This window comes from Pseudomonas sp. MF7453 (assembly GCF_016405455.1).
GTDB lineage: Bacteria > Pseudomonadota > Gammaproteobacteria > Pseudomonadales > Pseudomonadaceae > Aquipseudomonas > Aquipseudomonas paralactis.
The window spans coordinates 739,811-751,526 of record NZ_JAEKCN010000001.1 but is presented as its reverse complement, the minus strand read 5'-3'; the positions used below and the strand labels follow the sequence as shown (position 1 = coordinate 751,526).

Annotated in this window: 12 protein-coding genes; 6 read left to right on the top strand and 6 right to left on the bottom strand. The window is 59.6% G+C overall.

Annotated features, from left to right (window positions below):
• Positions 1-203 precede the first annotated feature (203 nt).
• Both JFT63_RS03570 and JFT63_RS03565 read right to left on the bottom strand, forming a co-directional pair.
• Complete coding sequence (locus tag JFT63_RS03570; RefSeq protein ID WP_057703166.1) at positions 204-593, bottom strand: hypothetical protein; 390 nt, start codon at positions 591-593, stop codon at positions 204-206.
• Positions 590-2,008, bottom strand: a complete 1,419-nt coding sequence (locus JFT63_RS03565) for a PAAR domain-containing protein (protein ID WP_198843489.1) — start codon at positions 2,006-2,008, stop codon at positions 590-592. The genes JFT63_RS03570 and JFT63_RS03565 overlap by 4 nt, the downstream gene beginning before the upstream one ends.
• Positions 2,009-2,560: 552 nt before the next feature.
• Between JFT63_RS03565 and JFT63_RS03560 the strand changes: the two genes are divergently transcribed.
• From JFT63_RS03560 to JFT63_RS03540, 5 genes are all read left to right on the top strand, one after another.
• Positions 2,561-2,812, top strand: a complete 252-nt coding sequence (locus JFT63_RS03560) for a DUF6124 family protein (protein WP_198843469.1) — start codon at positions 2,561-2,563, stop codon at positions 2,810-2,812.
• A 603-nt stretch (positions 2,813-3,415) separates the two neighbouring features.
• Positions 3,416-4,339, top strand: coding sequence for a transaldolase (tal, locus tag JFT63_RS03555; RefSeq protein ID WP_198843468.1), 924 nt, complete (start codon positions 3,416-3,418; stop codon positions 4,337-4,339).
• Complete coding sequence (locus tag JFT63_RS03550) at positions 4,336-5,331, top strand: GlxA family transcriptional regulator (RefSeq protein ID WP_198843467.1); 996 nt, start codon at positions 4,336-4,338, stop codon at positions 5,329-5,331. The genes tal and JFT63_RS03550 overlap by 4 nt, the downstream gene beginning before the upstream one ends.
• Positions 5,332-5,443: 112 nt before the next feature.
• A complete protein-coding gene (locus JFT63_RS03545) occupies positions 5,444-6,643 on the top strand; it encodes an NAD(P)/FAD-dependent oxidoreductase (RefSeq protein ID WP_198843466.1) in 1,200 nt (399 codons plus the stop codon).
• Between the two features lie 365 nt (positions 6,644-7,008).
• On the top strand, positions 7,009-7,266 hold the full coding sequence (locus tag JFT63_RS03540; protein WP_186558983.1) for a hypothetical protein: 258 nt from the start codon (positions 7,009-7,011) through the stop codon (positions 7,264-7,266).
• Positions 7,267-7,330: 64 nt separating this feature from the next.
• On the opposite strand, the gene JFT63_RS03535 is transcribed toward JFT63_RS03540, so the two are convergent.
• From JFT63_RS03535 to JFT63_RS03520, 4 genes are all read right to left on the bottom strand, one after another.
• The gene (locus tag JFT63_RS03535; protein WP_198843465.1) at positions 7,331-7,891 is read right to left on the bottom strand and encodes a hypothetical protein; all 561 of its coding nucleotides are present in this window, start codon (positions 7,889-7,891) and stop codon (positions 7,331-7,333) included.
• A 22-nt stretch (positions 7,892-7,913) separates the two neighbouring features.
• Positions 7,914-9,101 carry a sugar transporter gene (locus JFT63_RS03530; protein ID WP_057703159.1) on the bottom strand — a complete coding sequence of 396 codons (1,188 nt, stop codon included), beginning with the start codon at positions 9,099-9,101 and terminating at the stop codon, positions 7,914-7,916.
• Between the two features lie 112 nt (positions 9,102-9,213).
• Positions 9,214-9,576 (bottom strand): type 1 fimbrial protein, encoded by a 363-nt coding sequence (locus tag JFT63_RS03525; protein WP_198843464.1) that lies wholly within the window; start codon positions 9,574-9,576, stop codon positions 9,214-9,216.
• An 86-nt stretch (positions 9,577-9,662) separates the two neighbouring features.
• The gene (locus tag JFT63_RS03520) at positions 9,663-10,661 is read right to left on the bottom strand and encodes a bile acid:sodium symporter family protein (protein WP_057703157.1); all 999 of its coding nucleotides are present in this window, start codon (positions 10,659-10,661) and stop codon (positions 9,663-9,665) included.
• Between the two features lie 85 nt (positions 10,662-10,746).
• Between JFT63_RS03520 and JFT63_RS03515 the strand changes: the two genes are divergently transcribed.
• Positions 10,747-11,535, top strand: a complete 789-nt coding sequence (locus JFT63_RS03515) for an AraC family transcriptional regulator (RefSeq protein ID WP_186558936.1) — start codon at positions 10,747-10,749, stop codon at positions 11,533-11,535.
• Positions 11,536-11,716 lie beyond the last annotated feature (181 nt).

Sequence of the window (11,716 nt, the reverse complement as noted above, 5' to 3'; positions counted from 1 at the left end):
ATAATTCACGGTTTAAGAGAAAGTCCGTATTCAGTTTTGCCGCTAGGCGCAGCGCCCTTGAAAAACAACGGGCGCAGCCGGGGGCCTGGAGAGGCTTCCGGCAGGCTTGGAAAATTAAGGGATTTGCACGGTGGGGGGTGACATGGGAAGCGGGGACAAGTGTCGGGTGGGAGGGTTCCCGTTTTTGCTCGAGAGTCTTCAACCTACCGGAGTTTCACCAGCAAGGCTGCAACTACTGACCAAGCGACCGAACCGATCAACATCATCATATTGATGGTCAAAAGACGCTTTAGGTAAGGGGGGAAATTTTTTAGATCGACAGGGTCCAGTTCTCCGATACGGATAGACGCGTTCGGCATCGTCACCATTCCGGCAATTTTGGATATTTCCCAAAGCGACCAGATTACCCCTCGCTTACCCAGGCTCGTCCCCCAGATATAAATAAAACGACTATTCTTCAGTGCCTCCCTCATAGAGCCCAAGTGCCGACGACTCAGGTAAAGACTAAAAGTAATGCCAGCAACAGCGAGCAAAATTGGTCCTCCTGTAACCATCATTGCGATCCAGAGAGGCCAAGTATCAATACTGGTCATGGTTGTCTGGCCCCATAAATTTTTTCACCTATGTACTCACCCGTTTTACCACCGTAAGTCGTGCCCACCCACGTGCCCGCGCCTACAACAGCGGCGATACATATAACACCACCGGTCCCTGTTGTGACGCCAAGCGCAATGCAGATCGCAGTACTGGCATAACTCGCTGCCAACCCGCTTGCAGCACCTACTGCAGTAGACCCCGCGAATTTTCCTCCTTCGGTAAACTTAACCTTTTCACACGCTGCCCCAGTATCTCCATTACACACCTGCTGAATAGCCAAAAGTGAAGATATCCCGCCAAGAGCAATCCCGATGTACCCCCCAGCCTTCATATACTTCGTGGCACGACTGACCGCCTCAACATGAGCGGCATACCCCCGAATCTGCCCCGGCCCACCCGCCTTGTCCCAGTGATGCACCAGGCTACGGCTGGAAATACCCAGGGCTGCTTTCAACTTCGGGTGATCGCCCAGGGTTGTCTGGCCGCGCAGGCGCGTGGAGTTGAGCAAATGAGCATCCAACTGACTCATCAACCGCTGGCGATCAGCAAAGAACTGCGGCGACCTAAGGTGGCCGTGCTGCCGATAGTTTTCCTGATGCAACCGCTCCATGGCTTGGAGAGTATCGCGCAGATTGCTCAGATGCTTTTCCATCACCACAGCACTGACGCCAAGCCAGGTTGAGGTATGGCCGATGAAACCTGCGATCTCGGCACCGTGGCGATACAGAAAGTCGGCCTCGTCCGGCGTCAGTGAGTCCAGAGATGCGCTGACTTGTTGTGCAGCCTGCATCAGTTGCGCTTCCTGATAGGTGCAGGAGGTGTTGTTCGGATCGCTGAGCACGATCATCGAGCCGGCTTTGACGTTGCCGGTATTGGGATTCAGTGATTGAAACTTGCGCATTACAGCCGGGTCGAGCGTCGAAAAAAGTGTCGCCTCCAGCGCCTCGCGGGTCATGCTTTTGGGGACGATATAGAAACCTGGCTCCTCGCCTGAGAGAGCTTTAAATGCGCCAAATGCGGACCGGGGCGAATAAGTTGGCACGGTGGCAGCGCGTTGAGAAGGGGCTGACCATTGGGGCGCTGGCTGGACCGGCTCAACGGCTTGTCCGTTGGCGCGCACAACGGAGCCACCTCTGCCGTGGTACTTGCCGAGTAACACCGAAGGAATCAGCTCGGCTTTACAGGGACAGCCGCTGTAGCTGTCCAACGTACCGGCAATAAGCCGGCCATTGCTTTGCATGAAGGAAATACCGCCGAGGATCTTATACGTTTGCCCATCCTTGCCACAGGTGACTGGGTCACCTTCGCACGCACGAAGACTGCCATGCATATGGGTCCTTTGATCTCCGTCCAGTACTTGGCCGCCGCAACTGGTTTTGTCACCTTGGCGGATGAAATAACCTACGCTCATTGTTTTGCCTTTTGCCCCTGCTTTTTGGCCGTACTTCCCTGCTCGTTTCGATAAGAAAACTGACGCGTGACGCATTTCAATCGAGATCAACGAGTAAGGGAAAGCCAGTAGAAAGCCAAACTTTGGAGAGGGATTTCCTTAGGGTAAAGTCAGACGATTCCGAGATTTTCGTCGTATAAATCCGATAGATCGCTGACAGCCTCACTCACTAACCACTTCCCATATCGGCATCGCCTGCTCGACATGCATTGTTAAAGGCCAGCAATCCATATCCCTTTAATTTGCAGGACGTTTCCTAGACAATCTTTCGGCCTTGCGCCTGCTCAACCCGCTGGCTAGCCTTCGCTTCGTCGCTGCCTATCAGCGATCGGGTGTGAGATCCCGTGTATCAGCAGGCGTCATGCGCTACAACCGTCTATGGCGGCTATGTGCGGGCAGACTTCGGTCTGGCCGGGTCCTGCTTTCCGGTATCTCACCCCGCACATAGCTGCCACCTTTTGACGTGTGAGATCGGCAAAAGAATGGCTCCCAATCCAAGCAGGAGCTTCACCCATGAGCAAAATCGTCCCTGATCCACCCTATCCCGTGTTTGTTGCCCACGAAGACCTGAGCTTCGAATACGCCATCGCCAGCATTTCTTCGCTGCTGCGCTGCGCCGCCACCACCGCCACCGAAACCGCCGAGGGCCTCGAAGGCAGCCAACGTGACATGGCCTGCTCCACCGCCCACTTGATCGATATGGCCCGCACCCTCGCCGACCGCGCACTGGATTGCCTGCAACCCAAACCCACCAACACCCCATAACTCCTGCGAGAGAGCGCTCCCGATAGCGTTGGGTCAGTCAATCCATATCTGACCCACCGTCATCAAGGCATGGGTATCCACACAACTTTTGTAGCCACTGCCAACCGTAACCACGATGCGAAGCGAGCCGCTCTTGCTCTTGATCTGTTTTTGATCTTGATCTTAGGCGCCCCGTCAAACCACGCTGGCCGGAATTCGACAGGGATTTGGGGGGTAAACCGGCAGGGATGCCGGTTTAGCCGCCCCGCGCCATGGATGGCGCGTGGCGGCGGCCCCCCAAATCCATGGCGGATTACGGGCACACCGAGCCCAGGCGAGGTGCCGAGTGGTGGGGCAAGAGCGTTTTGCTTACTTTTGCGCTTTTCAAAAGTGAGCCGCCGTAAGGGCGGAACCAATAGCAGCCACTACCTAAATAACGGATATGCACTCGATCAAAGTCCAGCATCCTGGTCGGCTGTCAGGCCGCCATCGGGGGCAAGCCCCCCTCCCACAAGCCGATGCATTTGCTGCCCAAGTCGCTACAGACCTGGCAACCCAGGTAAACAAGACGGGCGGGAAGTGGTACAAAAGCAGTCCTTGCCACTTTCCTGGAGGCCGCCGCTCATGACATCCAAGCTCGAACAACTCAAGCAATTCACCACCGTGGTCTGCGACACCGGCGACCTGGACGCCATCAGCCGCCTGCGCCCGGTGGACGCCACCACCAACCCGTCGCTGCTGCTCAAGGCCGCCGCCATCCCGGAATACGCCGAGCTGCTGCGCAATGCCGTGTCCTTGTCCAAAGGGGATGTGGACCTGGCCTGCGACCACTTCGCTGTGGCGGTGGGTGCGGGCATTCTCAAGGTGATCCCGGGGCGTATTTCCACTGAAGTCGATGCGCGCCTGTCCTTCGACGAAGACGCGTTGTGGGCCAAGGCCAATCAGTTGATCGCCCTGTACGACCAGGCCGGTGTCAGCCGCGACCACGTGCTGATCAAACTGGCCTCGACCTGGGAAGGCATCCGCACTGCCGAACGCCTGGAAAAATCCGGTATCCAGACCAACCTCACGCTGCTGTTCTCCTTCGCCCAGGCCGTGGCCTGCGCCGATGCCGGGGTGTTTTTGATCTCGCCCTTCGTGGGCCGCATTTACGACTGGTATCGCAAAAATACCGGCCTGGACTACACCGGCGTGGATGACCCGGGCGTGCAGTCGGTGACGCGAATCTACAATTACTACAAGACCAACCAGATCCCCACCGTGGTCATGGGCGCCAGCTTTCGCACCTTGAGCCAGATCGAACAACTGGCCGGCTGTGACCGCCTGACCATCAGCCCCGACCTCCTGCAAAAGCTCGCCGAAGACAACGGCCCGCTGGAGCGCAAGCTGGTGCCGGGCACCCATGGCGAAGCGCGCCAAAGCTTCACCGAAGCGCAATTTCGCTGGGCCTCGAACGAAGATGCGATGGCAACCGAAAAGCTGGCGGAAGGGATTCGGCAGTTCGCGCGGGATCAGGAAAAACTGGAAAAACTGCTGGCCGGCGCATGACCGCTATCAAACCGCTGGGCCAACCCCGCACGCTGGTGTTTCTGGCTTACCCACAAATGGGCTTGCTCGACCTGACCGGTGCGCAAACGGTGTTCTGGGCCGCGACCAAGGCTATGGCCGAACGCGGTTTACAAGGCTACGTGGTGCACAATGCCAGCCTGGCGGGTGGCCTGATGCCGACCGCCGAAGGCTTGAGCGTCGACACGGTAGCGCTGGCACAATTGGACCCTGGCGCCATCGATACGCTGGTGGTACCCGGCGCGCCCGCCATTGAGCAAGCCATGGCGGATAACACTGCGCTGGTGGCCTGGCTGCGCAACGCCTCCGGCCAGGCTCGACGTACCGCCTCGGTATGCAGTGGTACCTTTTTGCTGGCGCAGGCAGGCTTGCTTGAGGGGCGCCGCGCGGCGACGCATTGGGCCATGTGCGAGCTGCTCAGACAACGCTTCCCGAGCATCGAGGTGGACATGGACGCGATCTTCGTGCAGCAAGGCACGGTGTGGACCTCCGCCGGCGTGAGTGCCGGGATCGACCTGGCCCTCGCACTGGTGGAAGCCGATTGCGGCCGCGAGGTAGCGCTGCAAGTGGCGCGCGAATTGGTGGTGTTCCTCAAGCGACCCGGCGGCCAGGCGCAGTTCAGCCAGGTGTTGCAAGCGCAAACCGCCGACAGCGCCGGCTTCGATGCCCTGCACGTGTGGATCAGCGACAACCTGCGCGACAGCGACCTCAGCGTGGAACGCCTGGCTGCACAAAGCCATATGAGCCCGCGTAACTTTGCGCGGGTCTATAAGCAGAAAACCGGTCGTACCCCGGCCAAGGCCATCGAATTGTTTCGCATGGAAGCGGCGCGGCGGATGCTTGAAGACTCCCAACGCAGCATCGACCAGATCGCCCGCCTGTGCGGGTTTGGCGACGAGGAGCGTATGCGCTGCACCTTCCACCGGCATCTGGCCATCGCGCCCCGCGACTACCGCGAGCGCTTTTCTCGCTAGGCCGATGAGAAGTGGCAGTGATTCAGGGTTATCTGTCCTTTCTGACAAACAGCAGTGCTTTTACAGTGATCCGGCAATGCCTTGCGGCTTATCTGGTCTCTGGAGCAACCCCATGAAACAACACATTCTGATCATTGGCGCCGGGTTCGGTGGCGTGTGGAGCGCCTTGAGCGCGGCTCGGCTACTGGATAAACACGACCGCAACGATGTGCGCATCAGCCTGCTCGCCCCCCAAGCGGAGCTGCGTATCCGCCCGCGGTTCTACGAGCCCGATGTGCATACCATGCTGGCCCCGCTTGATGCGCTGTTCGACGCCGTGGGCGTGACCTTTGTACAAGGCGCTGCCGACAGCATCGACACCAACGCCAGGCAAGTGACCTACCGCAACGCGGCGGGCACTCCGGCCACCCTCACCTACGACCGCTTGGTGCTTGCTGCCGGCAGCCGCTTGAATCGCCCGAGCATGGACGGCATCCAGCACGTATTCGACGTGGACCAGATCGAGGACGCCACGCGACTTGAAGCGCATATCAAGGCCCTGAAAAACCTGCCCGACAGCCCGGCGCGCAACACGGTGGTGGTCGCCGGCGGTGGTTTTACCGGGATCGAGACCGCCACCGAAATGCCCGCGCGACTGCGTGCGGCGCTGGGGGATGCTGCCGATATTCGCGTGATCGTGGTGGACCGCGGCCCGCAGATAGCGGCGTCGATGGGGGATGGCATTCGCCCGGCGATCATCGAGGCCAGCCAGGCGCTCGGGCTTGAATGGGTACTGAACACCTCGGTTGCCTCAGTGGATGCCGGCGGTGTGACCCTGGCGGATGGGCAGCGGATTGAGTCCAGCACCGTGATCTGGACCATTGGTTTTCGCGCCAACCCGTTGACCGAGCAAGTCGATGGCACCCGCGATCCTCAGGGCCGCCTGCATGTGGACGCCAGCCTCAGAGTCAAAGGCCAACCTGCCGTTTACGCCGCCGGGGACGTGGCCTACGCCGCCACCGACGAGCTGGGCAACTTCGCTGCCATGTCCTGCCAGCACGCCATCGCCCTGGGCCGCTACGCTGGTAACAACGTCGCCGCCGACTTGATCGGTGTGGCGTCAATGGTCTACAGCCAACCTAAATACGTGACCTGCCTCGATCTCGGCGCCTGGGGCGCGGTGTACACCGAAGGCTGGGATCGTCAGCTTAAGCTGGTGGGCCAGGAAGCCAAGGAACTCAAACAGCAGATCAATAGCGTGTGGATCTACCCACCGGCGGCGGATCGGGCTGTGGCGCTGGCGGCGGCCGATCCGTTGATTCCGGTGGCGTAGAACTTCGCGTTGCTCACTACAATGACAGGATGTGAACGATCCATTTTTTTGATGTCATCCACTTCCCGGTTGCGATGGAGCATCGCGCAGGCTACTCTTTCAACTCGCAGCAAGTGCTGCGATTGGACTTGGCGGTCCGACCAGATATAGGCGCAACGGCGCCCCCAACACGATTGCAGGCGCTTTTTTTGCGCCCGTGATTTCGTGCAATGGCGGGTTGCGCAGGGACTTCTTCGGAAGTGCCGGGTCCTATATCCCCGGTCCGCCAACCTTGCGTAATCCGCCACCCTAATTCTGCTTGGCGGCAGAAGGTGACGGCTCACTTAGATATAGGAGCAAGAACCATGACCTCATCTGATCGGTATATGCCCATAACGGGCCCCGATTGCACCATACCTACACTGCTAATCGATACTCAGGCGCCGCTTGATGCTTTGCATGACGCAGCAGTTTTTCGTATTCGGGCAGTCACTCAAGTTCTGGAAAACCTGGCACTTCGCGATGAAATCACCAGCGATACCGTGGTGCTGCAGGACTTCGCGTTGCTGTTGAGTATTCCATTGCGGGACGGCTGCGATTTACTGGATGTGATCGGGCGTAGGCTAAGGGCAAGGATGTCGTAACCGAAAACAGGCGACCTTACGGTCGCCCTCTATAAACTCAGCAAATCAGCAAAGCCGCATTTATTCAGCGTGCCTTGTGATAGTTGGCCAAAGCATTCATATATGCTGCTTTAACTGTCAGGCCTACAGTATCCAATACCTGCGCGTTAAGGGCAGCAAGCTTGTCACCTATCAAGCTTTGCCCCGCCTGCTTCAACTTGAGTCGGGAATGCCCGGCATATTTCGTGCCGGCGATATCCACCGTCAGGCTAACCTCACAGGCGTAATAGTCAGGAGAGTTCCAAGTCTTGACGAAGACTCTGTCGATCTCGACGCTGGTTTTGAGTGTCGAAGAGGGAGAAACGCCCACCGCACGCTTGGTGAAATCGGTCCAGTCGTCAACAGGAACGTTGGCGAACCCCTCGTAAAGGCCGACTTTGTAATTGGCAGCATGCCAAACAAGCTTGCTCGACTCCTTGCAGCGCGTACACTTTTCAGCGCCCGTCACTTGCACGATGTCGGCCTGTACAACACTACTTTTGATTGCCGCCAACTCGGCCTCCGTCGAGTACGCCGCGAAGTGCAACTGGTTGGTAACGCAACCACTGAGCCCTAACAGAACACATGCAACGATCAAGTACTTCATCAATCACCAATCCCTGTGAAATTCATTTGTTAAGCGGCACACCCTGCCCAAACCGCCGAATCGCCAGGCAATACCCCACCAAGGCCAACCCTGCCAGCAACCCACCCGCCGCGCCGATCCAGGCGAAGCCGAAGTGGCTGCCGACCCAACTGCCCATCAACGCACCACCGCCGATGCCGATGTTGTAGATCCCGGAAAACATCGCCATGGCCACATCGGTGGCGTCCGGTGCCAGCACCAGCACCTTGGACTGCATGGCCAGGCCAAAGCCCATGATCGCCATGCCCCAGAAAATGCTCAACACCACCAGGTAGGATTCGGCGCCGCTCAACGGCAGCATCAGCGCCAGGCACGCGGCGAGGATGAACACGGCGCCGATTACGAACAGGTGCGGGTTGAAGCGGTGCACCAGGCTGAACAACAGCGAGCCGATGATGCCGGCACCGCCGAACACCAACAGGATCAGGGTCACGGCACTGCCGCCCAGCCCGGCGACGCCTTCGACGAAGGGTTCGATGTAGCTGTAGGCGGTGAACTGCGCAGTGACGGTCATTGCGGTCAGCACGTAGAGCGCCACCAGCGCCGGGCGCTTGAACAGCAACGGCAGGCTGCGCAGGGAGCCGGAGTTCTGGCTGGGCAGCAGCGGCAAGGTGCGCCCCAGCCAGAACACCAGGGCGGCGGCGAAGGCGGCGATCACCAGGAAGGTGGTGCGCCAGCCCATGGCCTCGCCCAACAGACGGCCCAAGGGAATGCCCAACACCATCGCCAGGGACGTGCCGGTGGCCAGCAAGCCAAGGGCCTGCACTTGCTTGCCCTCTGGCGCCAGGCGCACAGCCAGTGAAGCCGTGATCGACCAGAACAACGCATGGGCCAGGGCGATGCCGACGCGACTGACCATCAGCAGGCCGAAGCTGGTGGCGACGCTGGAGAGGATATGGCTGGCGATAAACAGACCGAACAATACGATCAGCAGCTTGCGCCGTTCGACGTTGCGGGTCAGCAGCATCACCGGCAGCGAGGTCAGCGACACGATCCACGCATAGATGGTGAGCATCAGGCCGACGCTGGCCACGGGCATGTCGAAGCTGGCACCAATGGCACTGAGCAGCCCGACGGGGACAAATTCGGTGGTATTGAACACAAACGCGGCCAGCGCAAGGGCGATGACCGGTTGCCAATTGGCTTGGGGGGTTGCGGCTGAAAGGCTCATTGACGGGCGCGGTACTCTGACGGTGATCAAACGGCCACCCAGGACAAGCGCCGCCGCCGAGCATTCTATAGGTTTCTCGGCCGGCTGTTGATGCGGATCGTCGGCTGAAGGTTTATGGCGACGTCATGGTAATGATGTAGTTGCCGGACTGAATGGCCTTGCCGGCGTTGTCTACCAGCAGATAGCGCTGGTCGTAATAGCGCCCCTCGCCGCTGTCTGCCACCAGCCGCACATGGGCCGCATTGACGCTGGCCACCGGCGCCACATTGCGCACCTCGAAGCGGCTGCCGCGACTGACTTTGGCACAGCCGCGCAGTTCCATCACCGAACCGCTGTGCGCATTTGTCGCACAGCCTGACTCGACAATGGCACCACTGAACCGGATGGTGCCCTGCCCCGCGGTCTCTGCAGCGCCGCAGGCGCTTGCCCATAGGCACAGGAGGCCAGTCATTACCGAAACACGACGAACGTTCATGCCGACACTCCTTCTTGGGTTAGTAAGAAGTGAATCGTCGGCGTGGTCGTTAACTTGAGTTTATTTGCCCGGGAATGAGAGGTGGATCACGGATCCACCTGCCCCATCAACTCGGGGATGGTTTCCGGGCGCTGGGCATAGCGCTGCGCCAATGCCGCGCACACCATCAACTGGATCTGATGAAACAGCATCAACGGCAAAATCAACACGCCCATGCTCGCCCCGGCGAACAGCACCTGCGCCATCGGCACGCCGGTGGCCAGGCTTTTCTTCGAGCCGCAGAACAGAATGGTGATGCGATCTTCCTGGTTAAAACCAAACGCCTTGCCCAGCAGCGTAGACGCCACCAACACCAGGGCCAGCAACACGCAGCACGCCACCACCAACCCGCCCAATTCCCACAGCGGGATTTGATGCCAGATGCCCTCATTGACCGCTTCGCTGAATGCGCCGTAGACCACCAGTAGAATCGAGCCCTGGTCGACAAATTTCAACCAGGCTTTATTGCGTCCGACCCAGTCGCCGATCCAGCGCCGCGCAATTTGCCCGGCGATGAATGGCAGCAGCAACTGCACGCTGATCTTCAGGATCGCATCGACGGTGGAACCGCCCTCCCCGTGGACGTTCAGCAGCAGCGTTACCAGCAGCGGGGTCAGGAAGATACCGAACAGGCTGGAAGCCGCCGCACTGCAAATCGCCGCAGGAATATTGCCGCGAGCCAGGGACGTGAAGGCAATCGCCGATTGCACAGTGGCCGGCAACGCGCAGAGATAGAGCATGCCCATGTAAAGCTCTGTACCGATCAGCGGCGACAGCACCGGCTTGAGCGCCAGGCCCAACAATGGAAACAGTACGAAGGTCAGGCTGAATACCAGCAAGTGCAAACGCCAGTGGCCGGCGCCGGCGACGATAGCCTGGCGCGACAGCTTGGCGCCGTGCAGAAAAAACAGCAGCGCGATGGCCAGGTTGGTGACCCAACCAAAGGCCACGGCGGTCTGGCCGCTGGCCGGCAGCAATGAGGCGAGGATCACCGTGGCGATAAGGGTCAGGGTGAAGTTGTCGGGCAGAAAGCGCGGGCGGGTCATAAGCAAATCTTCCAGGGGTTGCCAAGAGCGTTCCGGCGACTCTAACGTAACGATCCTTTACCGACTAACGCCAATGAGCCACTAAATGCCGCCAAAAGGACATGAAAAAACCGTTCGGCGCAGTGTACCCGGGCTTTCCAGCCTGCCACGGCCGGTGTATGGGCGCACCGAATCCTTGCCCAATCGTGCGCTGACGCGACGCCACAGCCACCCTTGGGTGCAGTTGTCCTACGCGATTTCCGGGGTGCTGGAGATCCATACCAGCGTAGGGCGTTTCGTCGCGCCACCGCAGCGCGCAGTATGGATCCCAGCGGGTATGCCCCATCGGGTATTCAGCTCGCCGCATACCGAAATGCGCAGCTTGTACCTTGATTGCAGCGTCACCGCCTGGGCGGCCGAGCGTTGCCAGGTGCTGGAGGTGAGCAGTTTGTTGCGTGAGTTGATCCGCAATTTCAGCCAGGTGCCGGTGGAATATGCAGAGGATGGCCCGGACGGGCGCCTGGCCCAGGTGTTGCTCGATCAACTCGCCGCAGCGCCCCAGGTGGATTTGATGTTGCCGTTACCCCATGAGCCACGGCTGCGGCAGATCTACCGCAGCCTGAACCTGCGCCCCGAGCAGCAGACCACCCTGGGAGAGTGGAGCACCAGGCTGGGCGTCAGCGAAAAGACCCTCAGCCGCTTGTTCCTCAAGGACACCGGGCTGACGTTCCGCGCATGGCGCCAGCGCCTGCGACTGCTCAGCGCCCTGCCCGCCCTGGAACGCGGCGAGCGGGTGACGGATGTGGCGCTGGGGTGTGGATATGAATCAACGTCGGCGTTCATTGCTGCGTTCCGTCAGCAGTTCGATGCAACGCCCGGTGAGTTCTTCCGCTGATATTCAGGCGCAACAAGAATCAACAGCCGGGAGGGGGCTTGCCGTAAATTGCCTTCTGTAGGAGCGAGCTTGCTCGCGAAAAACCTCAACGATAATGCGTGCGTCCTGAATGAACGCGGCGCCTGTGAGTTTTTCGCGAGCAAGCTCGCTCCTACAGGCAATAGGGCAAGCTCCCTCCCAG

Coding starts and splice junctions, on each gene's coding strand:
- JFT63_RS03570 (WP_057703166.1), bottom strand. CDS start 593: ATGACCAGTATTGATACTTGGCCTCTCTGGATCGCAATGATGGTTACA.
- JFT63_RS03565 (WP_198843489.1), bottom strand. CDS start 2,008: ATGAGCGTAGGTTATTTCATCCGCCAAGGTGACAAAACCAGTTGCGGC.
- JFT63_RS03560 (WP_198843469.1), top strand. CDS start 2,561: ATGAGCAAAATCGTCCCTGATCCACCCTATCCCGTGTTTGTTGCCCAC.
- tal (WP_198843468.1), top strand. CDS start 3,416: ATGACATCCAAGCTCGAACAACTCAAGCAATTCACCACCGTGGTCTGC.
- JFT63_RS03550 (WP_198843467.1), top strand. CDS start 4,336: ATGACCGCTATCAAACCGCTGGGCCAACCCCGCACGCTGGTGTTTCTG.
- JFT63_RS03545 (WP_198843466.1), top strand. CDS start 5,444: ATGAAACAACACATTCTGATCATTGGCGCCGGGTTCGGTGGCGTGTGG.
- JFT63_RS03540 (WP_186558983.1), top strand. CDS start 7,009: ATGCCCATAACGGGCCCCGATTGCACCATACCTACACTGCTAATCGAT.
- JFT63_RS03535 (WP_198843465.1), bottom strand. CDS start 7,891: ATGAAGTACTTGATCGTTGCATGTGTTCTGTTAGGGCTCAGTGGTTGC.
- JFT63_RS03530 (WP_057703159.1), bottom strand. CDS start 9,101: ATGAGCCTTTCAGCCGCAACCCCCCAAGCCAATTGGCAACCGGTCATC.
- JFT63_RS03525 (WP_198843464.1), bottom strand. CDS start 9,576: ATGAACGTTCGTCGTGTTTCGGTAATGACTGGCCTCCTGTGCCTATGG.
- JFT63_RS03520 (WP_057703157.1), bottom strand. CDS start 10,661: ATGACCCGCCCGCGCTTTCTGCCCGACAACTTCACCCTGACCCTTATC.
- JFT63_RS03515 (WP_186558936.1), top strand. CDS start 10,747: ATGCCGCCAAAAGGACATGAAAAAACCGTTCGGCGCAGTGTACCCGGG.